The organism is Planotetraspora thailandica, from assembly GCF_016863335.1.
Classification (GTDB): domain Bacteria; phylum Actinomycetota; class Actinomycetes; order Streptosporangiales; family Streptosporangiaceae; genus Planotetraspora; species Planotetraspora thailandica.
The window spans coordinates 42,910-68,274 of record NZ_BOOR01000023.1; the positions used below are offsets into that span (position 1 = coordinate 42,910).

General features: G+C 70.5%; 22 protein-coding genes. 13 read left to right on the plus strand and 9 right to left on the minus strand.

Annotated elements, in window-relative coordinates; translation table 11 throughout:
* Positions 1 to 39: 39 nt before the first annotated feature.
* The gene (gene rpsT, locus Pth03_RS16835; protein WP_203945221.1) at positions 40 to 312 is read left to right on the plus strand and encodes a 30S ribosomal protein S20; all 273 of its coding nucleotides are present in this window, start codon (positions 40 to 42) and stop codon (positions 310 to 312) included.
* 91 nt (positions 313 to 403) lie between these two features.
* On the opposite strand, the gene Pth03_RS16840 is transcribed toward rpsT, so the two are convergent.
* Positions 404 to 1,606 carry an MFS transporter gene (locus Pth03_RS16840; RefSeq protein WP_203945222.1) on the minus strand — a complete coding sequence of 401 codons (1,203 nt, stop codon included), beginning with the start codon at positions 1,604 to 1,606 and terminating at the stop codon, positions 404 to 406.
* A gap of 66 nt (positions 1,607 to 1,672) precedes the next feature.
* On the opposite strand from Pth03_RS16840, the gene Pth03_RS16845 reads away from it, so the two are divergent.
* Positions 1,673 to 2,203: a MarR family winged helix-turn-helix transcriptional regulator gene (locus tag Pth03_RS16845; RefSeq protein WP_203945223.1), complete on the plus strand. Its 531-nt coding sequence runs from the start codon at positions 1,673 to 1,675 to the stop codon at positions 2,201 to 2,203.
* 72 nt (positions 2,204 to 2,275) lie between these two features.
* Here Pth03_RS16845 and holA read toward each other — a convergent pair whose 3' ends face one another.
* From holA to Pth03_RS16880, 7 genes are all read right to left on the minus strand, one after another.
* Positions 2,276 to 3,241: a DNA polymerase III subunit delta gene (gene holA, locus Pth03_RS16850; protein WP_203945224.1), complete on the minus strand. Its 966-nt coding sequence runs from the start codon at positions 3,239 to 3,241 to the stop codon at positions 2,276 to 2,278.
* Between the two features lie 57 nt (positions 3,242 to 3,298).
* Positions 3,299 to 5,716 (minus strand): ComEC/Rec2 family competence protein, encoded by a 2,418-nt coding sequence (locus Pth03_RS16855; protein WP_239119099.1) that lies wholly within the window; start codon positions 5,714 to 5,716, stop codon positions 3,299 to 3,301.
* Positions 5,717 to 5,793: 77 nt separating this feature from the next.
* Positions 5,794 to 6,612: a ComEA family DNA-binding protein gene (locus Pth03_RS16860; RefSeq protein ID WP_239119100.1), complete on the minus strand. Its 819-nt coding sequence runs from the start codon at positions 6,610 to 6,612 to the stop codon at positions 5,794 to 5,796.
* A gap of 90 nt (positions 6,613 to 6,702) precedes the next feature.
* Complete coding sequence (locus Pth03_RS16865; protein WP_203945226.1) at positions 6,703 to 7,542, minus strand: DegV family protein; 840 nt, start codon at positions 7,540 to 7,542, stop codon at positions 6,703 to 6,705.
* 242 nt (positions 7,543 to 7,784) lie between these two features.
* Positions 7,785 to 8,993, minus strand: coding sequence for an imidazolonepropionase (hutI, locus tag Pth03_RS16870; RefSeq protein WP_203945227.1), 1,209 nt, complete (start codon positions 8,991 to 8,993; stop codon positions 7,785 to 7,787).
* A gap of 467 nt (positions 8,994 to 9,460) precedes the next feature.
* Positions 9,461 to 10,864 (minus strand): GTPase HflX, encoded by a 1,404-nt coding sequence (gene hflX / locus Pth03_RS16875; RefSeq protein ID WP_239119101.1) that lies wholly within the window; start codon positions 10,862 to 10,864, stop codon positions 9,461 to 9,463.
* Between the two features lie 149 nt (positions 10,865 to 11,013).
* Positions 11,014 to 11,703, minus strand: a complete 690-nt coding sequence (locus Pth03_RS16880; protein ID WP_203945229.1) for a DUF4097 family beta strand repeat-containing protein — start codon at positions 11,701 to 11,703, stop codon at positions 11,014 to 11,016.
* Between the two features lie 154 nt (positions 11,704 to 11,857).
* On the opposite strand from Pth03_RS16880, the gene aceB reads away from it, so the two are divergent.
* The 9 genes from aceB to Pth03_RS16925 all read left to right on the plus strand — a co-directional run bounded on the left by aceB (position 11,858) and on the right by Pth03_RS16925 (position 21,501).
* Positions 11,858 to 13,438, plus strand: a complete 1,581-nt coding sequence (aceB, locus tag Pth03_RS16885) for a malate synthase A (protein ID WP_203945265.1) — start codon at positions 11,858 to 11,860, stop codon at positions 13,436 to 13,438.
* Positions 13,439 to 13,547: 109 nt separating this feature from the next.
* Positions 13,548 to 14,636 carry a PDDEXK nuclease domain-containing protein gene (locus tag Pth03_RS16890; RefSeq protein WP_203945230.1) on the plus strand — a complete coding sequence of 363 codons (1,089 nt, stop codon included), beginning with the start codon at positions 13,548 to 13,550 and terminating at the stop codon, positions 14,634 to 14,636.
* Between the two features lie 2 nt (positions 14,637 to 14,638).
* A complete protein-coding gene (locus tag Pth03_RS16895; protein ID WP_203945231.1) occupies positions 14,639 to 16,090 on the plus strand; it encodes an FAD-linked oxidase C-terminal domain-containing protein in 1,452 nt (483 codons plus the stop codon).
* A gap of 37 nt (positions 16,091 to 16,127) precedes the next feature.
* Positions 16,128 to 17,345 (plus strand): FAD-binding oxidoreductase, encoded by a 1,218-nt coding sequence (locus Pth03_RS16900; protein WP_203945232.1) that lies wholly within the window; start codon positions 16,128 to 16,130, stop codon positions 17,343 to 17,345.
* Between the two features lie 25 nt (positions 17,346 to 17,370).
* Positions 17,371 to 18,657 carry a (Fe-S)-binding protein gene (locus Pth03_RS16905; protein WP_203945233.1) on the plus strand — a complete coding sequence of 429 codons (1,287 nt, stop codon included), beginning with the start codon at positions 17,371 to 17,373 and terminating at the stop codon, positions 18,655 to 18,657.
* Positions 18,654 to 19,388, plus strand: a complete 735-nt coding sequence (locus tag Pth03_RS16910) for an IclR family transcriptional regulator (RefSeq protein ID WP_203945234.1) — start codon at positions 18,654 to 18,656, stop codon at positions 19,386 to 19,388. Before Pth03_RS16905 ends, Pth03_RS16910 begins: the two co-directional genes overlap by 4 nt.
* A 40-nt stretch (positions 19,389 to 19,428) precedes the next feature.
* The gene (locus Pth03_RS16915; protein WP_203945235.1) at positions 19,429 to 19,668 is read left to right on the plus strand and encodes a DUF2277 domain-containing protein; all 240 of its coding nucleotides are present in this window, start codon (positions 19,429 to 19,431) and stop codon (positions 19,666 to 19,668) included.
* A 112-nt stretch (positions 19,669 to 19,780) separates the two neighbouring features.
* Positions 19,781 to 20,425: an RNA polymerase sigma factor gene (locus Pth03_RS16920; protein ID WP_239119102.1), complete on the plus strand. Its 645-nt coding sequence runs from the start codon at positions 19,781 to 19,783 to the stop codon at positions 20,423 to 20,425.
* Entirely contained in the window at positions 20,422 to 21,501 is a 1,080-nt protein-coding gene (locus Pth03_RS16925) for a CU044_5270 family protein (protein ID WP_203945236.1), read from the plus strand. The genes Pth03_RS16920 and Pth03_RS16925 overlap by 4 nt, the downstream gene beginning before the upstream one ends.
* Positions 21,502 to 21,605: 104 nt before the next feature.
* Here the strand turns inward: Pth03_RS16925 and Pth03_RS16930 are convergent, their stop codons facing one another.
* Positions 21,606 to 22,976: a cation:dicarboxylate symporter family transporter gene (locus Pth03_RS16930; RefSeq protein ID WP_203945237.1), complete on the minus strand. Its 1,371-nt coding sequence runs from the start codon at positions 22,974 to 22,976 to the stop codon at positions 21,606 to 21,608.
* 136 nt (positions 22,977 to 23,112) lie between these two features.
* Between Pth03_RS16930 and Pth03_RS16935 the strand changes: the two genes are divergently transcribed.
* Both Pth03_RS16935 and Pth03_RS16940 read left to right on the plus strand, forming a co-directional pair.
* Positions 23,113 to 24,693, plus strand: a complete 1,581-nt coding sequence (locus Pth03_RS16935; RefSeq protein ID WP_239119103.1) for a sensor histidine kinase — start codon at positions 23,113 to 23,115, stop codon at positions 24,691 to 24,693.
* Positions 24,690 to 25,361 carry a response regulator gene (locus Pth03_RS16940; RefSeq protein WP_203945238.1) on the plus strand — a complete coding sequence of 224 codons (672 nt, stop codon included), beginning with the start codon at positions 24,690 to 24,692 and terminating at the stop codon, positions 25,359 to 25,361. The genes Pth03_RS16935 and Pth03_RS16940 overlap by 4 nt, the downstream gene beginning before the upstream one ends.
* Positions 25,362 to 25,365: the final 4 nt, after the last annotated feature.

Genomic DNA, 25,365 nt, shown 5'->3' on the forward strand with positions numbered 1-25,365 from the left:
GCGCGCCCCATCCGACCAAGACTTCACCGAGGCTTCTTCGTGGCGAACATCAAGTCCCAGATCAAGCGCAACCGGCAGAACGAGAAGGCCCGGCTGCGTAACAAGGCTGTCAAGTCGTCCCTGAAGACGGCGGTCCGCAAGTTCCGCGAGGCCGCGGACCAGGGCGACGTCGAGGCGACGGTCGCGGCTCTGCAGGCCGCCTCACGCCAGCTCGACAAGGCCGTCAGCAAGGGCGTCATCCACAAGAACCAGGCCGCCAACCGCAAGTCGGCGATCGCCAAGCGCGCCGCCGCCCTGCAGGCCGCCAAGTAACCGTCCTCAGCGGACGTCCGCGCCGCATCTCGCTACCGGGATGCGGCGTTTTGGCATTCCCTTCATGTCGTGCCTCCGATGGCACCGCACCTCAGGCTCTCTGACGAGCCACGGGGAGGCTAGCTCGGTCCACGGGCTCGCGGACTTCCGGCAGGGCGAGGACCATCAGGTTGACGGCGGCGACAAGGACCGCCACCACGAGCAGCGGGATCGCGGCTCCCGTCCACGCCGCCAGCGGTGCCGCGACGGCGAGGCCGAGCGGGCGGGCCGCGAACGAGATCAGCGCGTCGAACGAGCCGACCCGGCCGAGGGCCTCCTGCGGGATACGCCGCTGCATGGTGGTATCCCACAGCGGAATGAGGAGGCCCAGGCCGAACATGGCGACGAAGTAGGCCCCCGCGACCGTCACGAGTGGCGCCGGGATCGCCAGTGCCACCAGCGGGCATGCATAAAGAGCGGCCGCGCCGCTCGTCACCGCGAGCGGCCGTGAGATCGGCAGCCGGGAAGCGGCGACAACGCCGAGCACCATCGCCACCGTGCCCACCTGCGCGATGACCACCCATGCCGACTCCCCGCCCAGACTGCGCACCGCGATGATCGGGCCCAGCGTGAGCAGGAAACCCGCCGCCAGGTGCCAGACACCATGACCGAGCACGCTGCTCAGGAACCAGCGGTGCCGCCTGGCCTCACGCCAGCCCTCGCTCAGGTCGGCGAGCAGGTGCCGCCGAGTCGCCGGGGCCGGGGCCTGGGGCGTGACCAGCCCGCCCAACGTCAGCGCGGAGACCGCGAACAGAGCTCCGGTGATCATGAACGACCACCCCACGCCGGCGAACACGGTCATGCCTCCAGCGAGGGCAGGCCCTGCCATCTGAGCGAACCCGTTGGTCATGCCGAGCCGGGCATTGAGCTTGAGCCGTCCCTCAGATGGGGCCACCGCGGCTACAAGCGGTGACACGGCAGGGATCCCGAAGGCCACGGCGAAGCCCGTGACGGCCGCGAGCGCGGCGAGCTCTCCCACGGCGGGATGACCAAGCAGGAGTCTGAGGCCGATGGCCATTTGGGCCGCGCATCGCGTCATGTCGGCGACCAGGATGACGCGCCTCGGCGACAACCGGTCGGCCACCACCCCGCCGATCGGAAGAAGCAGCAGCATGGGCAGTGTCTCCGCGGCGAGGACGATGCCGAGATCGACCGCCGAGCCCGTGGCCCGAATGACGGCGAGGGTCAGTCCAGTGGGGATGAGCGCGGTGGCCAGGGCGGCTATGGCCCTGCCCGCGACAAGTCGTGCAATCATGCCGCCGAGAGTATTTCGCCACCGAATATTTCGTCAACTAAATATATGGTGCCGTATGATGGCGTCGTGGACGACTCGGTGGACCGGCACATCACTCGCTGGCGGGGGAAGGCACCGTTCGACGAGCGCGTCGAAGCGATCGTCACCCGCATGCAGTTCCTGGTGAAACACGTCTCGCAGGCCAAGGACACCGCCCTCGCCGCGGTCGGCCTGCAGGACTTCGAATTCGAGACCCTTCACCGCCTCGCTTCCCGCGGCGAAGGCGGACGCGCCACTCCGTCGGAGCTCGCCGCCGAGCTCAAGTTGTCTCCCGCCGGGATGACCGGACGGCTCGACACCCTGGAGAGTGCGGGTCTCGTGCGACGGATCAGGAGCGAGCAGGACCGCCGACGGGTGGATGTGGAGCTCACCGAGGAGGGCCACGCGACGTGGCGGAAGGCCATGAACGTCCAGGGTGGGGTCGAGGACGACATGGTGGGCGTGCTCTCCGAAGCCGAACAGGACGTCCTTTCGGCGCTGCTCAAGCGGATGTTGAGCCACGTCGAGAGTCAGGGCCGCCCGGAAACGTGGGTGAGCGTTTCGGCGCCCAACGAGTGAGCCGACGCCGCGAGCAGAAACGTCCGGGCCGCTGTCTGGGGTGCGGCCGAGGTGGAGGCAGCCGCTCGCGGGTCAGCGGCCCGTACGGCTGGCCACGATGACCTGCACCGCCCGCTCCAGAGCGTAGGCGGGGTCCGTACCGCCACCCTTGACCTGCTCGTCGGCCGCGGCCACCGCCTGCATGGCAGCCGAGATGCCCTCCTGGCCCCATGCGCCGAGCTGGCGCTTGACCCTGTCGATCTTCCATGGCGGCATGCCGACGCTGCTCGCGAGCTGAGCTCCCCGCAGGTTGCGCGGCGCCCCGCCGACCTTCGCCAGCGACCGGAGGCCGCCGGCCAGAGCGCTGACGATCAGCACCGGCGCGACTCCGGTGGCCATGGCCCAGCGAAGCTGTTCAAGGGCCTCGCCGAGGCGCCCCTCGACCGCGAGATCGGAGATGGTGAACCCGGTGACCTCCGCCCGGCCCCGGTGATAGCGGTTGACCGCGGCCTCGTCGATGGTCTTGCCCTGGGTGTCGAACGCCAACTGGCCGCATGCGGCGGCAAGCTCCCGAAGGTCGCTTCCCACGGCGTCGAGCAGCGCCTGCGCGGCGGCCGGGGCGATCGTACGGCCATGCCGCCTGGCCTCTGCCTTGATGAAGTCGAGGCGCTCACCCGGCTTGGTGGGCTTGGCCACCGTGACGACCTCGGCTCCGGCCTTCTTGACCCCGTCGACGAGGGCTTTCCCCTTGACCCCGCCGGGATGGGCCAGCACCAGCACAGTGTCGTCGGCGGGGTGGGCGGCATATTTGACGATCTCGGCGATGACGTCCTTCTGCAGGTCCTGGGCCGAGCGCACGACCACGATCGACCGCTCCCCGAACAGGGACGGCGACGACAGCCGGGTCAGCTCGCCCGGCTCGACCTTGCTTCCGACGAGATCATGGACCTCGGCCTCCGCGTCGGTCTCGCGCACGGCGGAGACCACGGACCCGACGGCTCGATCCACGAGGAACTCCTCGTCGCCGACCACCAGGATGACGGGTGCCGTGTTAGCCATGTCTCGCAGCATGCCACGCCGCGCACGCCGTGGCACATCGACATGTGCGCCGCCCGCTCATCGACGGCGGCCCACGATGCCGAGGCGGCCGCCGTGGCCGGTGACCGCGATGTCGCCCGACAGGTCGGTCCGATAGACCCGCATGCCGAGCCGGGTCAGGCGGTTCACCGTCAGAGGCGCCGGGTGGCCGTAGTCGTTGACCGCGCCCACGCTGATCAGCGCCGCCCGAGCCCCGGTGGCGGCCAGGAATCGGGGGTCCTGCCGCCCCGAACCGTGATGGGGCACCTTCAGCACGTCGACCTGGGGGACCCCCACCCGTAACAAGTCGGCCTGCGCCTCGGTCTCCATGTCTCCGGCGAGCAGCGCCGACCCGATGAGGGTGCCCGTGCCCGCGAACCAGCGCACGAGCAGGACCACGCTCCCGTTGTTGGCGATCGCGCCTTCCCCCGGCCCGTCGCGTACGGCTCCCGGAACGGGGGCGAGCACGGTGAGCTCGGCCCCGCCGAAGCGCCATCGTGTGCCGGGAGGCATCACCCACTCGGGCAGCCTCGCCGTACGAAGACGCCAGGAGACGCGGGCGCTCTCCTGCTCGGGCACGCGCCCCGGGCTGACCAGGACCGCTCCGACCGCTCGCCCGCGCATCACCCCCTCGACGCCCCCTACATGGTCGAGGTGGGGATGGGTCAGGACCACGAGGGGCACCTGCCGTACGCCGAGGTCGCGCAGGCACCGGTCGACGGGCCCGGGCTCCGCCCCCGTGTCGATCACGACGGCTCTCCCCGGGCCCGCGGAGACGGCCAGGGCGTCTCCCTGCCCGACGTCGCAGGCGACCATCAACCAACCTGGAGGAGGCCATGGACCCGCCAGGGGGCGCAAGGTCACGACGGCGAACACGGCGCCCCCGGCCAGCGCGACAACGACGCGGCGCGGCCCCTGTCTGCGCAGAAGAACCCAGGCCACCGCCGCAGAGACCGCGAGCAGGGCCAGCCCGACCGCCCCGGTCGGCCACGGGACCGTCGCGAGAGGCATGGCCGCCGCTCGCTCGGCGACCACGATGATCCAGCCGACGGCCCACCCGGCGGGATGGACCAGGACCTGCGCGACCCCCATACTCATCGGCGCGACGACCGCGGCGGCGAACCCCAGCACCGTGGCGGGCGCGACCGCCGGCGCCGCAAGCAGGTTGGCGGGGATCGCCACCAGGTCGAGGCGGCTCGACATCAGCACCAGCACCGGGGTCACGGCCGCCTGAGCGGCGGCGGAGACGGCCAGTGCCTCCGCGACGAGTGCGGGCATCCGGCGCGCCAGCCGATCACGCCAGCGCGGCGCGAGAACGAGGATGCCGCCCGTGGCGCAGACCGACAGCGCGAAGCCGTACTCGCGGGCGAGGCCGGGGTCGAACATGATCAATCCCAGCACGGTGGCCGACAGGATGGCGACACCGTCCTTCGGCCGGCCGGTACCGAGCGCCACCGCCGCGACGACCCCCATGAGAAGCGCTCTGAGAACGCTGGGAGACGGCCTCGCCACCACGGCGAATCCCACCATCGCGACGATCGCGACCAGCGCCCGCAACGGCAGCGAGAGCCCGGCGAGCCTCGCCAGCGCGAGCGCGGCCCCCGCGACAAGAGCGAGGTTCGCACCCGAGACCGCGGTGAGATGGCTGAGCCCGGCGGTGGTGAAGTCCTGCCTGAGCTGGTCGTCCATCCGTGAGACGTCGCCCACCACAAGGCCGGGGAGCAGTCCCCGCTGGTCAGGCGGCAGCACGTCGCTCGCCTGCCGCAGACCTGCACGCAGCGCGCCGGCTGCGGTCTGCAGAGCCGACGGGCCGCGGATCGGCTGTGGTGGTCCCCGGACGAGCAGCACGGCGGCGGTGAGCTCCCCGGGATCGGCCGGCCCGAGACGGCCCTTGACCCTGACACGCTGGCTGGGCAGCAGGTCGGCCCAGCCCGGTCCCGATCCGAACAGGACGACCGGAACCCTCACGGACAGGCCGTTCCCCGCGTCCGTTCCGGCGCCGTCGTTTCCGGCGGCCGGGGTCGCGGAGATCAGCAACTCCAACCGGGCCTCGACCACCGCGCTGTCCCTGCGGATGACGCCGCCGCGATGGGGCCGCACACGGGGGTCATCGGTGATCACCACGTCGGCGGTGACCGTCGCGCCGCGCGCGGCCAGCTGGGCCACGGGCCCGGCGGTGACGGCGTGCACCTTGAACGTCACCACGGCCGCCGTCGCGGATGCGCACGCGAGCATGCCGATGACGACTCTCCTGGAGGAGCCCGCCCACGCACCACGTCGGTCGTCGTCTCGCGGAGGCCGGGGAAGCCGTCTCGCCCGGTACAACGACACCGCAGCCCAGGTCAGCGCCGCACCCCCGCAGCCGAGGGCCGTCGCCGTCCCCACGACGGCGGGAAGCCCCAGCAGGACGAGCGCGACGGCCCACGCGGTCAGCGCGGGCGCGAGAAGCGGCAGCATCCGCGAGACTCCCTCCGCGGACGCCGTACCCGCCTCACCCTGAGCCGCCGGACCACTCGCCGCACGTGTACCGGCGGTCATACGGTGGCCTTGTCCTTGATCTCGGCGAACTTCTTCTCGCCGATCCCCGCAACCTCACGCAGTTGCTCGACACTCTGGAACCCGCCGTGCGCCTCACGAAACTCGGTGATGCGCTGGGCGAGCACCTCGCCGACGCCCGGAAGGCTGTTGAGTTGCTCGGCCGTGGCGAGGTTGAGGTTGACCAGGCCGCCGGCCTGCGGTGCGGCCTCGCCGCCGACGTGCCCGGGCGGCGCCGGCTCCCCCACCACGATCTGCTCGCCGTCCACAAGACGCCGCGCGAGGTTGACCGCTCCGGGCTCGGCACCACGCCGCACGCCTCCCGCCGCCTTGAGCGCGTCGGCCACCCGGGACCCGGTCGCCAGGGTGAGAACGCCCGGCTTGCGCACCTTTCCGGTCACGTACACGACGACGCTCGACGTCGGAGACGGCGTGGCGACGGCCGAAGCGAAGCTCGCGGGCATCGGCGGCGCGATCGGCTCGGCCACCGGCCGCGACCGCCACGCGAAGATCCCCGCGACGACGGCAGCGATCACTCCGAGAACTATCAGTACCCGCAGACCCGGGGTCCCCGGATCGAGCGGCGGAGTCGTCGCGGCCAACCGCTCTCGCACACGCCGCCTGACCTCGTCCTTCATCGCCACGATCGAGGGCTCCTCCTCCGCCTGGTCCTCCACGTACGGTGCACCGAACGACGGCGGCGGGCCGGCCGGGCCGCGCGGGCCGGCGGCGGGCGGCTGGATGGCCGCCATCGCCGTCAGGCCGCGCAGGCGTGCCTCGGCAACGAGAGTGTGAGCCGTTTGCTGCGTGGTTCGCACGCGACGACCGTAGGCGGACTAGGCGAGGCCGCTACGCCTGAAAACGGCGCCCTGTGGAAATCGGCTCGCCTGTGGACAACGAGCAGACGGTCACTCAAGGACTGGCGAGACGGTGACCCCGAGCAGGCCGGGACCGACATGAGCACCAAGCACCGGGCCGACCTCCGAAACGATCATGCGGGCGAGCTTCGGCATGCGGGCGCCGAGGCTCTGTGCGAGGGCCTCGGCGCGGGCGGGGGCCATGAGGTGCTGGACCGCCACGTCGACCGGTTCGCCGGCCGCCGCGCCGATCACCAGGTCCTTAAGGCGGGCGATGGCGCGTGATGCCGTACGGACCTTCTCCACCACGGTGATCGTCCCGTCTCCGAGGTGCATCAACGGCTTGATCGCCAGGGCGGATCCGAAGAGGTTGGCGACGGCGCCGATGCGACCGCCGCGGCGCAGGTATTCGAGGGTGTCCACATAGAAGAACGTGCGGGTGACGTCGGCACGCCGCCGTGCCGCCGAAGCGACCTCCGCGAGCCCGGCCCCCCTCTGGGCCGCCTCCACCGCGGCCAGCACGGGAAACCCCAGGCCCATGGCGATGGACCTGCTGTCGATCACCTCGACGGGCACGGACGCATCCTGTGCGGCGATCCGGGCCGAGTCCACCGTGCCAGACATATCACCGGAAAGATGGATGGAGACGATGCCAGTGACGCCGCGCGCGGCCACCGCGCCGTACGCGTCGGCGAACCGCTGCGGAGCGGGTCGTGAGGTGGTGACGCGCCGGGCGTCCGCCAGCGCCGCGGCATCGAACGGCGTGCGGTCGTCGAACGTACGGCCGTCGCAGACGACCTCCAGCCTAACGACCGCGATCCCCCACCTGGCCGTCTCGTCTTCGCCCAGGTACGCGGTGGAATCCGTGACGACGGCAATCGATGGGGACATAGCGCGAGCGTAGCCGTTTGTGATCAGGAACACACGGTGCATGATCACGGCCGGAGTCCGCGCAGGTCAGCCGCATCGCGTCCGAACTTCTGCATGATCACGGAAGAGGTTGTGGCTGATCAGCGGCCCCGGCGGCGAACTTCTGCATGATCACGGTGAGGGGCGGGGCTGGTCACACGGCCTGCGGCCGAACTTCTGCATGATCACGCCCAGGGGGCGGGGGTGGGGCGGGGTGATCGGGGTTACTGGACGGGGGTGCCGCCGCGCCAGACCCGGCGGGGCTTGAGGCCGAAGGACCAGGCGAAGGCGCCCTCGTGGTCGGCGTCCCACTGCACGATGTCGGCCAGGCGTCCCGGCGCCAGGATGCCGCGGTCCGGCGTGCCCAGAACATGCGCGCCGCCGAGCGTCGCCGCGCGGAGCGCGTCCCCGACGCTCATCCCGAAGGCGGCCACGGCCAGGCTGATCACCAGGGACATCGAGGTGATGCCGCAGTGACCGGGGTTGTGGTCGCTGCCGAGAGCGATCGGCACGCCCTGCGACATCATGCGGCGCACCGGCGGAAGGCTCTGGCCCTGCAGCGCCGCGGCGGGGCAGACCACGGCGGGCACGCCGTACCTGCCCATCAGCGCGATCTCCTCCTCGGAGGTGTGGTGGAGGAGGTCGGCGGAGGCGCATCCCATCTCGGCGGCGAGCTGAACCGCGCCGCGCCGGTTGTAGGCGCCCGCGTGCACCCGGGGAAGGAGCCCGACGTTGCGGCCGGAGGCGAGCACCCAGCGGGCCTCGTCGACGCTGAAATGGCCGTCGTCGCAGTAGACGTCCACGCTGTCGGCGCCCGCGGCGGCGGCGTCCGCGCACCAGGTGGCGACGGCCTCCACGTAGTCGCGCTGGCGGCCGAAGTACTCCGGCGGCACGACGTGGGCCGCGAGGAACGTCACGTGCACCCGCGGCATCATCGGCTCTTTCTCGAGCTCGCGCAGCAGGCGGACGTCGGCGAGTTCGCCGTCGCGGGTCAGGTGGTAGCCGGTCTTGGCCTCGACGGTCGTGGTGCCGGACAGCAGCCATTCGCGCAACCGCTCGCGGACGCCGTTGCACAGCGTCCAGGGGTCGGTGCCGCGCGTCACGGTGACGGTCGAGCCGATGCCGCCCCCGGCCGCGTTGATCGCCGACGCGGTGGACCCACCGGAGCGCATCGCCATCTCGGCGTAGCGGTTGCCGGCGTAGACGGGGTGGGTGTGGGCGTCGATGAGACCCGGCGTGACGAGCGCTCCGCCGAGGTTCTCCACGTGGTCGACGTCGACGATGTCGTTGACGACGCCGGGCACGCTCTGGGGAAGGTCGGCAGCCCGGCCGACCCAGGCGATCCGGTCGTTGTGGACCAGGATGGCCGCGTTGCTGCAGACATCGTGACCGGTCCACAACCGGCCGATGTTGGTGAGCAGGCGAACGGTCATCCCATCACCTGCCTGTCGTCCGGGAACATCGCAAGGGCCCAGGCTCTGGGCGTCGCGCCCGCCGGGTCCGCTCGGTGTCCGGACGTCATTGGGGGGTCTCCTGCCTCATCGCGCACCGGTGTTGTGCGATGACCCTACCGCCAGGATCTCGAACCCGGGCGATTTCAGTTCAGTCACGTTATTTCACAGCTCGACTGGATGTACAGGGCTATTGAGAAAGAGCACCAATAAGCAACAGCCGCGTAGAAACGTCACATCTGTCCCCGGTGTCGCATCGGCAGCCGTCCCCACAGCTGAAATTCCGACGCCCTCGCCATGCCAACGTGTAACAGCACTTTTTAGTGTCATTGTGTTACCCGCACCATAAGGTTTCGTTGGGCTGGCGTTATCGTATCAAGGCCACAACGGGAGGGCCACTAACCGGACGTGACCCTTTCCCGGTGTGTTGAAAACGAAGAAATCCCAGCTCAAACCGTCTCGACGGGCTTGGCCACCCGATCGAGCACGGCCAGCAGGTCGCCGAGCACCCTGGCGTGCAGGATGGTGCCGTCGCCGGTGTGCTCCAGGGACAGCACCTCACCCTCGTCGTGCGCCCGCGCGACGAGGTCACCCCGCTCGTACGGCACGAGCATGCGGACCTCGTGGTCCAGCCGGGGAAGCTCGCGCTCGATCGTCGCCAGCAACTCCTCGATGCCGGCTCCGGTGCGCGCGGACACCACCACGCTGCGCCGTTCCTTCATCGTGAGCCGGGCCAGCACGACCGGGTCGGCGGCGTCCGCCTTGTTGATCACGACGATCTCGGGAATGTCCCTCGCGCCGTCGATCTCGGCGAGCACCTCGCGCACGGCGGCGAGCTGCGACTCGGGGTCCGGGTGCGACCCATCCACCACGTGGAGGATCAGGTCGGCGTCGCCCACTTCCTCCAGAGTCGAGCGGAACGCCTCGACGAGCTGGTGCGGCAGGTGCCGTACGAACCCGACGGTGTCGGCGAGCGTGACCAGGCGGCCGTCCGGCGTCCGGGCACGGCGCACCGTCGGGTCGAGGGTGGCGAACAACGCGTCCTCGACCAGGACGCCCGCCCCGGTGAGCCGGTTGAGCAGCGACGACTTGCCGGCGTTGGTGTATCCGGCGATCGCCACCGACGGCACCTCGCGGGTGCTGCGGCGGTGCCGCTTGGTCTCCCGGGCCGTCGACATCTCCTTGATCTCGCGGCGCAGCTTGGCCATGCGCTCGCGGATGCGGCGCCGGTCCAGTTCGATCTTCGTCTCACCGGGGCCGCGGCCGCCGATGCCGACGCCGCCGGCGGCACGACCACCGACCTGGCGTGAGAGGTTGCCACCCCAACCGCGGAGGCGGGGAAGGAGGTACTGAAGCTGGGCCAGCTCGACCTGCGCCTTGCCCTCGCGGCTCTTGGCGTGCTGGGCGAAGATGTCGAGGATCAGCGCCGTCCTGTCGATGACCTTGACCTTGACGACCTCCTCCAGCTGGCGTAGCTGGCCGGGGGCGAGCTCTCCGTCGCAGATCACCGTGTCGGCGCCGGTCGACGCGACGATGTCGCGCAGCTCCGCCGCCTTGCCTGAGCCGATGTAGGTGGCCGGGTCCGGCTTGTCGCGCCGCTGGATGAGTCCTTCGAGGACGTCCGATCCCGCGGTCTCCGCGAGGAGCTTCAGCTCCTGCAGGGAGTTCTCCGCGTCGAAGATCGTGCCACTGGTCCACACACCGACGAGGACGACCCGCTCGAGGCGCAGCTGGCGGTATTCGACTTCGGTGATGTCCTGGAGCTCCGTCGAAAGACCCGCTACGCGACGGAGCGCCTGACGCTCCTCGAGTTCGTAGTCGCCTACCGCGTGATCTTCGGGCTCAAATCGCATATATGTCATCTCTACTAGACAAACAGTTGGACACCCTTGGGTCTTCCCCGATGGTGACACGATGGCACGGCAGTACGCATCCCCTTAAGTGTCCGTCCCATCCCCTTATGTCCCCAGCTCGGCCCCGCCTTGTGACCCGCCGCCGTGACTCAGTTCTTGAGGACCTTGGCGTCGCCTGATCCGGTCTTGACGACGACGGTGTGCGGGGCGGAGGGGTCCTGGGCGACGGTGACGTCCTTGGACCCGACGCCGGTTTCCGTCTTCACGTTGTACGACCCGTACGGCACCCACACCGTGCCGTCGCCCGAACCGGTCTCGACGTCCACGTCGTCGGGGACGGCGGAAAACCTGAGCTCCACGTCGCCCGAGCCGGTTTGGGCCGTCACCCGCCGGCCGGCCAGCCCGCGCGCGTCGATGTCGCCGGAGCCTGTGCCGGCCGACGTCTCGCCAGTCAGGCCGCGCAGCGTGATCGTGCCCGATCCGGCGTCGGCCCGTACGGCCAGGCCGCGCGGGATCTCGATGCGGTAGTCGATGGAACAGTTCCCGCAGCGGTAGCCGAGGGTGAGCGCGCCTCCGTCGACCTGGTGTCCGTTCTGCGGCTTGTCCCCGTGCCAGTGCAGGGTCTCGGTCACGTGGACGCCGGTCCGGTCCGACTCGTTGATCACGACGTCGCCGGATCCGGAGTCGACGGTCAAGCCAGTGATCTTGTCGGTGACGTCGTAGCTCTGCACGGCCTGCTGGTCGTTGACGCCGATGGCGCCCAGTCGCACGTCGCACGCGGTCAGGGCGAGGCCCGCACCCAGGAGGGCTCCCGCGGCGATCAGGTTCTGCCTTCTCATGGCAGCGATTCTTCTGCTCGTACGGCCGCACACCCATCGGGGAGATCCCCCACGCCTCCCTGACGGTCCCCCCACGTTGACCCGCGAATTCGTCGTGGAGTAGCGTCGATTCCACCTTTTAGAAGTATTTTTCCGCATAGTGGAAAGGGTGCTGATGGTTGAGATCACGGGACCTCTGCTCGATCGGTTCGACGAGATCCTCACCCCCGAGGCGCTCGACTTCGTGGCTACCCTCCAGCGCGAGTTCGACACGAGGCGCAAGGAACTGCTCGCGGCGCGTGAGGAACGCCAGGCCAGGCTCTCGGCCGGCGGCACGCTCGACTTCCTTCCGGAGACCAGGCAGATCCGGGAGTCCGCGTGGCAGGTGGCTCCGCCCGCGCCGGGGCTGGAGGACCGCCGCGTCGAGATCACCGGACCGGTCGACCGCAAGATGACGATCAACGCGCTCAACTCGGGCGCCAAGGTGTGGCTGGCCGACTTCGAGGACGCCAACGCTCCCACCTGGGAGAACACGATCAACGGGCATCTCAACCTGCGCGACGCCCTCGACCGCACGATCGACTTCTCCTCCGGCGGCAAGGACTACGTGCTGCGCCCCGACGACGAGCTGGCGACCGTGGTGGTGCGGCCGCGCGGCTGGCACCTTCCCGAAAAGCACGTCCTGATCGACGGCGAGCAGATGTCAGGCTCGCTGCTCGACTTCGGGCTCTACTTCTTCCACTGCGCGCGGCGGCAGCTCGCCAAGGGCCGCGGGCCGTACTTCTACCTGCCCAAGATCGAGTCGCACCTCGAGGCGCGGCTCTGGAACGACGTGTTCGTCAGGGCGCAGGACCTGCTCGGCGTCCCGCAGGGAACCATCCGGGCCACCGTACTGATCGAGACCTACCCGGCCGCGTTCGAGATGGAGGAGATCCTCTACGAGCTGCGCGACCACTCCGCCGGCCTCAACGCCGGCCGCTGGGACTACCTGTTCAGCGTCATCAAGAAGTTCCGCACCCGCGGGCGGGAGTTCCTGCTCCCCGAGCGCAACGCGGTGACCATGACGGCGCCGTTCATGCGGGCCTACACCGAACTGCTGGTGCGCACCTGTCACAAGCGCGGCGCCCACGCGATCGGCGGCATGGCGGCCTTCATCCCCTCCCGCCGCGACCCGGAGGTCAACGAGGTCGCCCTGGAGAAGGTACGGGCCGACAAGACCCGCGAGTCGGGCGACGGGTTCGACGGCTCCTGGGTGGCCCACCCCGACCTGGTGCCGATCTGCCGTGAGGTCTTCGACGGCGTGCTGGGCGAGCGCCCCAACCAGCTCGACCGGCTGCGCGAGGACGTGCACGTCACCGCCGAGGACCTGCTCGCGGTGTCCAAGACCCCCGGCCAGATCACCGAGGCGGGCCTGCGCAACAACGTCGACGTGGCGCTGCGCTATCTGGCGGCCTGGATGGGCGGGCTGGGCGCGGTCGCGATCCACAACCTGATGGAGGACGCGGCGACCGCCGAGATCTCCCGCTCGCAGATCTGGCAGTGGATCCACAACGACATCGAACTGGCCGACACGGGCGCCGTCGTGACGCGCGAGCTCGTCGAGCGGATCATCGGCGAGGAACTCGCCAAGGTCGCCGAGGAGCCCGGATACGACGAGCGCCTGTTCGGCCAGGCCACCGCCCTGTTCAAGAAGGTCGCCCTGGACGACGACTTCGCGGAGTTCCTCACCCTGCCCGCATATGCCGAGATGCCGTGACTTCGACCGAATTCGAGGTTGGGAATCCTTCCACCCGGTGGGGATTCCCAACCTCGGTCGGTGTACGACTAGACGAGCACATCCATCCAGATGTTGCTACTCATTGGGCATGACCGAATTCACCGGCAGCGAGATCCGTCCCGACGACCACACGGAGCTGCTTCACGCGATCAAGAAAGAGATCACGACCGGCCGGACACGCGCGGTGCTCGCGGCCAACACCGAGCTGATCCACCAGTACTGGCGCATCGGCCGCCAGATCCTGGACCGGCGGCCCGACGAGGGCTGGGGCAGGAATCTGGCTGCCGACCTGAGAACCGCCTACCCGTACGCCAAGGGGTACTCGCGAACCAATCTTCACCGCATGAGAGCCCTGGCGATCGCGTGGCCGGAATTCGTCCCACACGCCGTGGGACGAATTCCCTGGGGCCACATCGTCGTGCTTCTCAACATGCTCGACGACCGGGCCGCCCGCGACTTCTACGCTGCGAAGACGGCCGATGAGGGATGGACGCGAGGCGTCCTCATCACAATGATCAAGGCCGGACTCCACCTGCGCGCGAACCTCCCCCTGCACGACTTCGCGAGGAAGGTACCGCCGGAGGACAGGGAGTCCGTCCAGAGCATGGTCAAGGACCCCTACGTGCTCGACTTCCTCGACAGCGACAAGCGCCACGAGCGCGATCTCGAGGCACGGATCGTCGAGAACGTGATCCGGTTTCTCCAGGAACTCGGCACGGGGTTCGCCTTCGTGGGCAGGCAGTACCCGCTGTCCGTCGGCGGCGAGGAGTTCTTCGCCGACCTGCTCTTCTACCATCTCAAACTGCATCGATACGTCGTGATCGAGCTGAGGACCAAGGGTTTCGCCCCGGAGCACGTCGGCAAGCTCGCCTTCCACGTCGCGGTCGTGGACGGCCAGGTACGTGATCCCGGCCGCGATGAGCCGACGGTGGGCATCCTCCTGGTGGCCTCGCGCAACGAGGTCGCCGTCGAGTTCAGCCTCAACGCGATGAACCCGCCGCTCGCCGTCGGAACCTACGCCGCGTTGCCGCTCCGCCTCAGAGCCGCCCTGCCCACGCCGGCACAACTCGCGGATGCCATCACCCCTGTGCTGAGAGATGATTCAAGGGAAGACGACATTCCCCAGCGAACCACCACAGAAGATTGCGAGCCTGAGACGCACGAGGAGGAACGGTAGCGATGTCCACGCTCCAGCGGCTGACCGAACGGCTCAGCGAGATCCTCGACCAGGACTCGGTGATCACAGACCCGGTGCGGCTGCGGACCTACGACTGCGACGGGCTGACCTATCACCGGGCCACGCCCGGGGTGGTCGTGCTGCCGGACTCGGCCGAGCAGATCGCGGCCGTGGTGCGCCTGTGCGACGAGTACGGCGTGCCGTTCGTGGCGCGGGGATCGGGCACGGGCCTGTCGGGCGGTGCCCTCCCCCGCACCGACGGCGTGCTGATCGTCACCTCACGCATGCGCAGGATCCTGGAGATCGACATCCCCAACCGCCGGGCGGTCGTCGAGCCGGGCGTCACCAACCTGGCGATCACCGAGGCGGTGCGCGACCAGGGCTACTACTACGCCCCCGACCCCTCCAGCCAGCAGATCTGCTCGATCGGCGGCAACGTCGCGGAGAACTCCGGCGGCGCCCACTGTCTCAAGTACGGCTTCACGGTCAACCACGTCCTCGAGATCGAACTGGTCACCCCCGACGGGGAGATCGTGTGCCTTTCCGAGCACGACCCCGGCTACGACCTGCTCGGCGCGTTCATCGGCTCGGAGGGCACCCTGGGCATCGCCACCAAGGTCACCGTACGGCTCTCGCGCACGCCGGAAACGGTCACGACCGTCCTGGCGGCCTTCGACGACATCGAGGGCGGCGGTCGCGCCGTGTCGGCGATCATCGGCGCGGGCATCGTGCCCGCGGCCATCGAGATGATGGACGCCCTCGCCATCGAGGCGGCCGAGGCCGCGGTGAGCTGCGGCTACCCTGAGGGCGCGGGAGCCGTGCTCGTGGTCGAACTGGACGGCCCGCACGCCGAGGTGGACCACCAGTTCGCCGAGGTCGACCGGATCTGCCGCGAGGCCGGTGCGTTCGAGATCAGGGTCGCCGCCTCGGCCGAGGAGCGGGCCGCGATCTGGAGGGGCCGCAAGTCGGCGTTCGCCGCCGTCGGCCGGATCAGTCCGGCCTACATCGTGCAGGACGGCGTGGTCCCCCGTACGTCGCTGCCCGAGGTGCTGGCGGGGATCGACAGGCTGCAGGAGGAGTTCGGCATCCGCGTGGCCAACGTGTTCCACGCCGGCGACGGCAACCTCCACCCGCTCGTGCTCTTCGACGACGCCGTACCCGGCCAGGGCGAGCAGGCCGAGGCCGTCAGCGGCCGGATCCTCGACCTGTGCATCGAGCACGGCGGGTCGATCACCGGCGAACACGGGGTCGGCGTCGACAAGTCGCGTTACATGTCGCGGATGTTCAGTGAGGAGGACCTCGACACCATGCAACTCGTGCGCTGCGCCTTCGACCCGAAGGGCCTGTCCAACCCGGGCAAGGTCTTCCCGACCCCACGGTTGTGCGGCGAGGTCCCCGGCGTGCGCAAGGGCGTGCATCCGCTCGTGGAATCCGGACTGGCCGAGCAGTTCTGATGAAGACCCCGAATCGCGCCCGCCGGAGGTGGCCGTCATGAGCGCCGACGAGGATCTCGCCGGGTGCGGCACGACCGTGCGCCCGGCGACCGACGCCGACGCGGTGGCGGGCGTGCCGCCGCGCTGGGTGGCGCTGCCCGAGTCCACGCAGGACGTGGCGGCCGTGATGCGTGTGGCCGCCGCGCACGGCCTCGCCGTGGTCGCCGCCGGCGCGGGCACCATGCTGCACTGGGGCCCGCCTCCGGAGCGTTGTGACCTGGTCATCGACACCTGCTGCCTGAACGAGGTCCTCGAACACGCCTCGGGCGACCTCGTCGCGCGCGTCCAGGCGGGGGTCACGGCCGAGTCCCTCACGCAGGTGCTCGCGGCGCGCGGCCAGCGCCTGTCGGTCGACGCGCCCGCCGAGGGCGCCACCGTGGGCGGCATGCTCGCGGCCGGCTCCGCCGGCCCCCTCAGGTTCCGGTACGGCACGAGCCGCGACATGCTCATCGGCGTAACCGTCGTGCTGGCCGACGGCACGGTTGCCAAGTCGGGCGGCAAAGTCGTGAAGAACGTCGCCGGCTACGACCTGGGCAAGTTGTTCACCGGCTCGTACGGCACGCTGGGGATCATCACCGAGGCGGCCTTCCGGCTGCACCCCCTGCCGGCCGACAGCCGCTGGATCACCGCCGTCGTCGCGGAGCCCGGCCAGAGCCTGCTGGAGTCGCTGGCCGCCTCCCCGCTCGAACCGGCCGCGATCGAGATCGACCGGCCAGGCCCGCGCGAGCCGGTCACCGTGTCGGTGCTCGTCGAGGGCGTGGCTGCTGCCGAGCGGGCGAAAGCCGTACAGGATTTGATGGGGATGGACGCCGCGGTCGCCGAGAAGCCGCCCGCGTGGTGGGCCCGCCTTCCCGGCGAGGAGATCCTGCTGTCCGCGCGTGGGCTTCCCGCGGCGGTGACGGGCACGCTGCGCGTGATCGCCGCCCAGGCGGAGCGCCTCGGCCTGGCGCCGCACGTGCGCGGCTCGGCGGGCGCGGGCGACCTGCTGGTCGGGCTGCCGCCCGAGTCGGACCCGGCGCAGGTCGCCGCCTTCGTCACCGCGGTGCGCGAGGAGACCGCCGCGACGGGCGGCCGCCTGGTCGCACTGGCGCTGCCCGAGGCGGTCGGCGTGGACTTCTGGGGACCGGTGGGGGCGCTCGGCCTGATGCGCCGGGTCAAGGAGCGGTTCGACCCGGAGCGGCGGATGGCCCCCGGCCGTTTCGTCGGCGGCCTGTAATGAGGGGGCACGTGGAGGAGAACGCATGGACCCGGAGCTGATCAAAGACTGCGTGCACTGCGGGTTCTGCCTGCCCACCTGCCCGACGTACGTGCTGTGGGGCGAGGAGATGGACTCGCCCCGGGGGCGCATCCAGCTCATGGACCAGCACGTGCAGGGGGTTCCGGTCACCGACGTCATGGCCGGCCACCTCGACGCCTGCCTGGGCTGCATGGCCTGTGTGACCGCCTGCCCGTCCGGCGTGCAGTACGACCGCTTGATCGAGCAGGCGCGCGCCGTGGTCGAGGAGGAGCACGTCCGCACGCCGCAGGAGCGGGCCATCAGGGGCATGGTCTTCGCCCTGTTCCCCTACCGGCGCAGGCTGCGGGCGATGCGTCTGCCGATGGCCCTGAGCAGGCGGATGCGCCCCTTCCTCGATCGGGTGAACCCCTCGCTCGGCGCGATGGCCGAGCTCGCTCCGCCCCCCGCCACGCCGGTACGGCTCCCGCCCCTGGTGCGGGCGCGCGGGCCGCGCAGGGCGACGGTCGGCCTGCTGACCGGCTGCGTGCAGGGCGAGTTCTTCCCGCAGGTCAACGCGGCGACGGTCCGCGTGCTCGCGCTCGAGGGCTGCGACGTCGTCATCCCGCCCCGGCAGGGCTGCTGCGGCGCGTTGTCGCTGCACTCGGGTCGCGACGCCGAGGCCAGGAAGTTCGCCAAACGCACGATCGCGGCGTTCGAGCGGGCCAGGGTAGGCACGGTCGTGGTCAACGCGGCCGGGTGCGGGTCGAGCATGAAGGACTACGCCGAGGTGCTGAAGGACGAGCCCGGCTGGGCCAAGCGGGCGGCGGCGCTGCGCGTGCGCGACCTCTCCGAGTTCCTCGTCGAGCTGGGCCCGGCCGCCGAGCGTCACCCCCTGCCGGTCTCCGTGGCCTACCACGACGCCTGCCATCTGGCCCACGCGCAGGGAGTGCGGTCGCAACCGCGCGAACTGCTGGCCGCGATCCCCGGGCTCGACCTCCGCGAGATCGCCGAATCGGCCATCTGCTGCGGCTCGGCCGGGACCTACAACCTGTTCCAGCCGGAGGCCGCCCGTGAGCTGGGCGACCGCAAGGCCGAGCGGGTGCTGGCCACCGGCGCCGAGCTCCTGGTCTCGGCCAACCCGGGCTGCACGATGCAAATTGCCGCCGCTGCGCGGCGGATGCAAATCGCCGCGGGGAGCCGGCGGGCGGGCAAGGGCGAAATCCGGGTGGCGCACACCGCCGAAGTGCTCGACGCCTCCCTGCGCGGGCGTCCCCCCGGCTCGCTCGGCCAGGTGGCGGGGAGCGGCAGGTGAGCGTGCAGAGCGTCGACCGGGCGCTCGACGTGCTGGAGGCCCTCGCCGAGCAGGGCGGCCATGCCGGGTTGTCGGAGATCGCCGCCAGGACCGGCCTGCCGTACGGGACGATCCACCGGCTGCTCCAGACGCTGCTCGCCCGCGGGTACGTGCGGCAGGAGTCCGACCGCCGCTACGCCCTCGGCGGCGCGCTGCTGCGGGTCGGCGGGGCCGCGGAGCGCATGGTCGCCGCCAGTGCCGAGCCTTATCTCGCCCGGCTGGTGGAACTGTCGGGCGAGACCGCCAACCTGGCGGTGCTGGAGGGTGACTTCGTCGTCTACGTGGCCCAGGTGCCCTCGCCGCGCAGGCTGCGCATGTTCGCGGAGGTGGGGCGCCGGGTGCTGCCCCACAGCACGGCCGTCGGGAAGGTGCTGCTCGCCGAACGACCGGACGCGGGCGCGGTCTTCCGGCGTACCGGCATGCCCCGCCGTACGGACCAGACCATCACCTCGGTCGAGGCCATCCTGGCCGAACTGGAGGAGGTGCGTGCCCGGGGGTACGCGCTGGACCTCGGCGAGGAGGAGAGCGGCGTGCACTGCATGGCCGTCCCCGTGGTCGACGGCGGGCGCACCTTCGCGGCGATGTCGGTGTCGGGGCCGGCCGACCGGCTCGACGCCATCGACAGGGAGGAACTGGCGAACACCATGCGGAAGGTGGCCGGAGATTTCGGCTCTGCCGTCTTCGGCATGTGAATCGGCACCCGTCCGCGCGCTTCGCGAGGAAGATGAAGCTATGTGCCGAAGCATCAAGACCCTGCGCCCGCCGTTCACCGACGAGGTGACCGAGGACGACATCCACGCCGCCGCTCTGCAGTACGTACGGAAGATCTCCGGCTTCCGCGCCCCCGCCGCGCACAACGCCGAGGCGTTCGAGCAGGCAGTCGAGGCGATCGCCGAGGCCAGCGCCGCGCTGCTGGCCTCCCTCGAGGTACGCGGCGGCCAGCGCTCCTCGGGCGCGGCCGCCGCCGGATGACAATCGCCGGATAAACGAGGGAACCGGCCGCGCGGGTCCGGCGGATGAGGGGTGAACGGCGCGAACGCGCCGACGGAAGGATTCCCCCCCCCATGAACGGACACAACGGGTGGTGAGTACAGCGGCCGGCCACCAGCACATTCGCCCGTGGAGCCGCGACACCGCCACAGAAGATCCGCAGAGCGATCCGGGAGATCATGCGAGCGACGCCGGGATGATCCGCGCGTCGCTTGCCGACCCCGACCAGTTCGCGGGTGTCTTCGACCGGCATTCCGACGAGATCCACGCCTACGCGAGCCGGCGGCTGGGCCTCGACCACGGCCACGCGGACGACGTGACGGCCGAGACGTTCCTCATCGCGTTCCGCAAGCGGCACCGGTACGACCTGACGCGGGCGGACGCCCGGCCGTGGCTGTACGGCATCGCCGCCAACCTGATCGCGGGCCACCGCAGGTCGGAGGTCAGGCGGCTCAAGGCCCTCGCGCGCACGGCCGCGTACGGCCACGAGCTTCACGAAGAGGAGCGCAGCGCGGAACGCGCCAGCGCCGCCGCGCTGCGCCCCGCCCTGGCGGCCGCGCTGGCGCGGCTGTCTTCCGCCGAGCGGGAGACGCTCCTGCTCGTCGCCTGGGCCGACCTCAGCTACGAGGAGACCGCCCAGGCACTGCAGATCCCCGTGGGCACGGTCCGCTCCCGGATTCACCGTGTTCGCGCGAAACTCCGCCGCCACCTTGACCTTCCTGAGGAGGAGACCTCATGACCGACGAACTCGACCTTGTCACCGGGGCACGGCCTGAGGTGCCGGCCTACTCCCCCACCGCCAAGGCCGCGGCCCGCCGGCAGCTGGCCTCTCCCCCCGCCCGGCGCAGGCCGTACGGCTTCGCGATCGCCGGTGTGGCCGTGGTCGCGGGCGCGAGCGTGGTGGCGGTCAACGTGCTGACGGCCGCGGCCAGCGGCACCGGACACGCACCGACCGTGGCCGGGAGCGCCGCACCGGAGCCTTCCCGGACCGTGGCTGCTCTGCCGGACGTCACGAAGATGTCGGCGAGCGAGGTGCTGGGCAGGGCCGCGCAGGCCGCGACCGACCTCAAGCCGCGGAACGACCAATTCGTCAAGGTCACCTCGGAGACCATGTACAGCGTCATCGAGGCTCCCACCGGCTCCTCGGGCACCGGCGGTCCGGGCAAGGAGCCGCGCTACCTCTACCGGGACAAGCGCACGATCTGGTTGTCCGTCGACGGCAGCAAGGACGGCGCGCTCACGACGGAACACCTGCAGCCGCGCCCGTATCCGGGCTGGCCCGTTCCCAAGCAGGCCTACGCGCAGGCGGGCACGACCGAATCGATGAAGCTGCCGACGTGCGGCCAGGTGCCGGACACCGTCTACACGAGGCTGGAGCGGCTGCCGACGAGCGAGAAGGGGATGCGCGCCCATCTCTTCGCGGGCCCCCGGACCAAGAATCCCGCCGAGGTCGACGCGTGGACGAAGGTGGGTGACCTGCTACGGGAGACCTACATGCCGGCGGCCCAGCGCGCCGCGCTGTTCCGGGCGGCGGCCACCATCCCCGGGGTCAAGGTGACAGGGCACGTCACGGACGCCGCCAGCCGCTCAGGCATCGGCGTCGGCCTGGTGCGCTTCGGCATCCGTGAGGACCTCGTCTTCGACGCGAAGACCTTCGAGCTGCTCGGAGAGCGGGGAACCGTCGTCGACGCAAAGGCGGCACAGGCGCCTGTCGGAAGCGTGCTCTCATCCACCGCACAACTTCAGGTCTCGATCGTGGACAAGGCGCCGGACGCACCCAACCCGATCAGCGAGAAGCAGAAGTACTGCGGCTGACCGGCGGCCTGTTCCACGGTGCGACCGGCCGCCTCGGCCCGCCCGTGACCGCACCGCGGCGCCCGCCCCTCGGACACGAGGGGCGGGCGCCGCGGTCGTTTGGTTCAGGACTGGAGGACGGGGGCCTCGTGCTCCTTCGGCGGTGTGGGGGCGTGCTCGTCCAGCAGGGTGGTCTCGTCGAAGGGCTCCCTTCCCGCGAGCACCTCCTCGGCTCGTTCCCGGTCGAACTCGCCCGTCCAGGTGGCGACGAGGACGGTGGCGATCGCGTTGCCCGCGAAGTTGGTGAGCGCGCGAGCCTCCGACATGAACCGGTCGATGCCGACGATGAGGCCGACCCCGTCGACCAGTTCGGGGCGGTGCGACTGGAGGCCGCTGGCGAGCGTGGCCAGGCCCGCGCCGGTCACGCCGGCGGCGCCCTTCGAGGCGACCATCATGAAGGCCAGCAGGGCCAGTTGCTCGCCGATCGCCAGCGGAGCGCCCGTCGCCCTGGCCACGAACAGCGTGGCCATCGTGAGGTAGATGGCGGTGCCGTCCAGGTTGAAGGAGTAACCCGTCGGCACGGTGATGCCGGCGACCGGGCGGCTCACGCCGAGGTGCTCCATCTTGGCGATCAGGCGGGGCAGCGCCGACTCCGACGACGACGTGGACAGGATGAGCAGGAACTCCCGCCGCAGGTAGTTCAGCAGGGAGAGCACGTTGACGCGCGCGACCGACCACAGCAGCGGGCCGAGGACGACGAAGACGAACACCAGGCAGGTCACGTAGAAGCTCACCATGATGAGGCCGAGGCTCTTGAGCGCGTCGACGCCCGTCGCGCCGACGACGGCGGCCATCGCGCCGAATGCCCCGACGGGAGCCGCCCACATGATCATGGCGAGGATGCGGAAGACGAGCCGCTGGATGTGCTCGACGCCTGCCAGGATCGGCGCCGCCTTGGACCCCATGGCCTGGAGTGCGAACCCGGCGAGCAGCGCGACCAGCAGCGTCTGCAGAACCTGGCCCTCGGTGAAGGCCGACACGAGGGTGGTCGGGATGATGCCGAGCAGGAACTCGGTGGTGTCGCTCTCGCCGCCGGTGGCCGCCTGGTCCTCCGCTGCCTTGCGGAGCTCGTCGGTGAGCTGCAGCCCCTGGCCCGGGTCGACGAGGTTGCCCACCAGGAGGCCGATCGCGAGCGCGACCGTCGACATCACCAGGAAGTAGCCGAGCGCCAGGCCGCCGACCTTGCCCACCTTCGCGGCCTTGGCTACGGAACCGACGCCCAGGACGATCGTGCAGAAGATGATGGGGCTGATCATCATCTTGATCAGCGCGACGAAGCCGGTGCCCAGCGGCTTGAGCGCCACGCCGAGGTCAGGCGCGACGAAGCCGACCGCGATTCCGGCCACCACCGCCACGATGACGGCAAGGTACAAATAGCGGGTCCGGTCGGGGCGCTCGGGGGCGCCGGCCTGGGGTGCGTCCGTTGTCGCGGACATGGCCACTCACTTTCCTCGGGGGATGAAGGAACTTCAGTGGAGCGACTATGCGGCGCGATATGACCTGGGTCACTATTGCGTACATTTCGTTCATCACCGAAGTGTGCTCGTGGAAGTGAGACGTGCAATGGTGATCATGAGCCAGGTGCGGCGCTGGAGCCTGGCCCGGCAGATGCTGGCACTCCAGATCGTCATCGTCGGCGTGACCGTGGCCGTGGGGACGACGCTGGCCTTCTTCCAGGTCAGCGAACTGCTCACCGACGAGGCCACCGAGGTGACCACGGCGGTCGCGGTCAGCGTCGCCGACTCCCCTGCGCTGCTCGCCGCGCTCGACGACCCCAATCCGTCGGTCGCGCTGCAGCCGTACGCGGACCGGGTCCAGACGGAGACGAAGGTCGACTTCATCACCATCATGAGCACCTCCGGCATCAGGTACACGCATCGGAATCCGGCCGAGATCGGCGGGCACTACCTGGGCACCATCGCCCCCGCGCTCGCGGGACGCACCTACAGCGAGACCTACACCGGCACGCTCGGCCCCTCGGTCCGCACGATCACCCCGGTTAAGGACACCGCCGGCAAGGTCAGGGCGCTGGTCAGCGCGGGCATCATCGTGGACAAGATCAGCGGGCGGCTCCGCGAGCAGATCGGCGCCGCCGCACTCGCCGCGCTGATCGGCCTGTCGGCGGGCGTCGCCGGCACCTTCCTGGTGGGCAGGCGGCTGCGCCGCCACACCCACGGCCTCGGCCCCTCCCAGCTCAGCCGGATGTACGACCACCACGAGGCGATCCTGCATGCCGTACGGGAAGGGCTGCTGCTCGTCGACCGCGAAGGCGTTTTGACTCTGTGCAACGACGGCGCCCGCGAACTGCTCGGACTCGACCCGGACGCCGAAGGCCGCCACGTCACCCGGCTGGGCCTGCCGCCGTCGCTCACCGAGGTGCTCGCCTCCGGGGACGACCGCACCGACGAGATCCACCTGACCGGCGACCGCGTGCTCGTGGTCAACGTCGCCGTCGTCCGGTCCGGGACGCGCGCCCTCGGCACGGTGGTGACGTTCCGCGACCACACCGAACTGCAGGGGCTGGCCGGCCAACTCGACGCGGAACGCGGCTTCGCCGAGTCGCTGCGCTCCGCGGCGCACGAGGCGGCCAACCGGCTGCACACCGTCATCACGCTGGTGGAACTCGGCCGCCCCGAGCAGGCCGTGGAGTTCGCCACCGCCGAGCTTCGGGCGGCGCAGGCGCTCACCGACCGCGTCGTCGCCGCCGTGCGCGAACCCGTGCTCGCCGCTCTGCTCCTCGGCAAGTCGGCCGAGGCCGCCGAACGCGGCGTCGAGCTGTCCATCAGCGACGACAGCGAACTGGGGGACGCCGGGCTCGACCCGCGTGACCTGGTGACGATCCTCGGCAACCTAATCGACAACGCGGTGGAGGCGGCGATGTCGGGCAGCCCGCCCGCGCGCGTCACCGTCCACGTCGAAACCGACGGCGTGACCTGCCTGATCCGGGTGAGCGACACCGGCCCCGGCCTCGACCCGGCGGCGGCGCAGGAGGCGTTCCAGCGCGGATGGACCACGAAGGGCAGCGGGCGCGGCATCGGGCTCGCCATGGTGGCCCATGCCGTACGGCGGCTCGGCGGCACGATCGGGGTGTCGGGCGACGAGGGCGCCGTCTTCACCGTACGGCTCCCGCTGCCCGTGAGGAGTCGGCCATGATCTCGGTGCTGGTCGTCGAGGACGAGAAGATCACCGCTGAGGCGAACCGCCTCTACGTGGAACGCGTGCCGGGCTTCGAGGTCGCGGGAGTGGTCCGCTCAGGCGGCGAGGCGTTGCGGTTCCTCCGCCGGCAGCCCGTCGACCTGATCCTGCTGGACCTCTTCCTGCCCGACATGCACGGGCTGGATCTGTGCAGAGCGGTCCGGGGAGCAGGCATCCTGTGCGACGTCATCGCCATCACCTCGGCGCGGGACCTGTCGGTCGTGCGCGAGGCGGTGTCCGTCGGTGTGGCGCACTACCTGCTCAAGCCGTACACCTTCGCCGCGTTCAGCGAGAAGCTGCGCCACTACGCCCGTTTCCGCGACTCGGTCGACGCGTCAGGAGAAGCGAGCGGCCAGGAGGAGGTCGACAACGCCCTCGCGGCCCTGCGCGCGCCCGCGCAACCGCGGCTGCCGAAGGGGATGACGCCGGTCACCATGGCGGCGATCATGCATGAGCTGACGAAGGCCCCCGAGGGCGTCTCCGCCTACACCGTCGGCGTGTCGATCGGCGTCGCCCGGGTCACCGCCCGGCGCTACCTGGAGCACCTGACCGAGACCGGGGTCGCGCAGCGGGTCCCGCAGTACGGTTCCGTCGGTAGGCCAGAGCTGCTCTACCGGCTCATCTGACGCG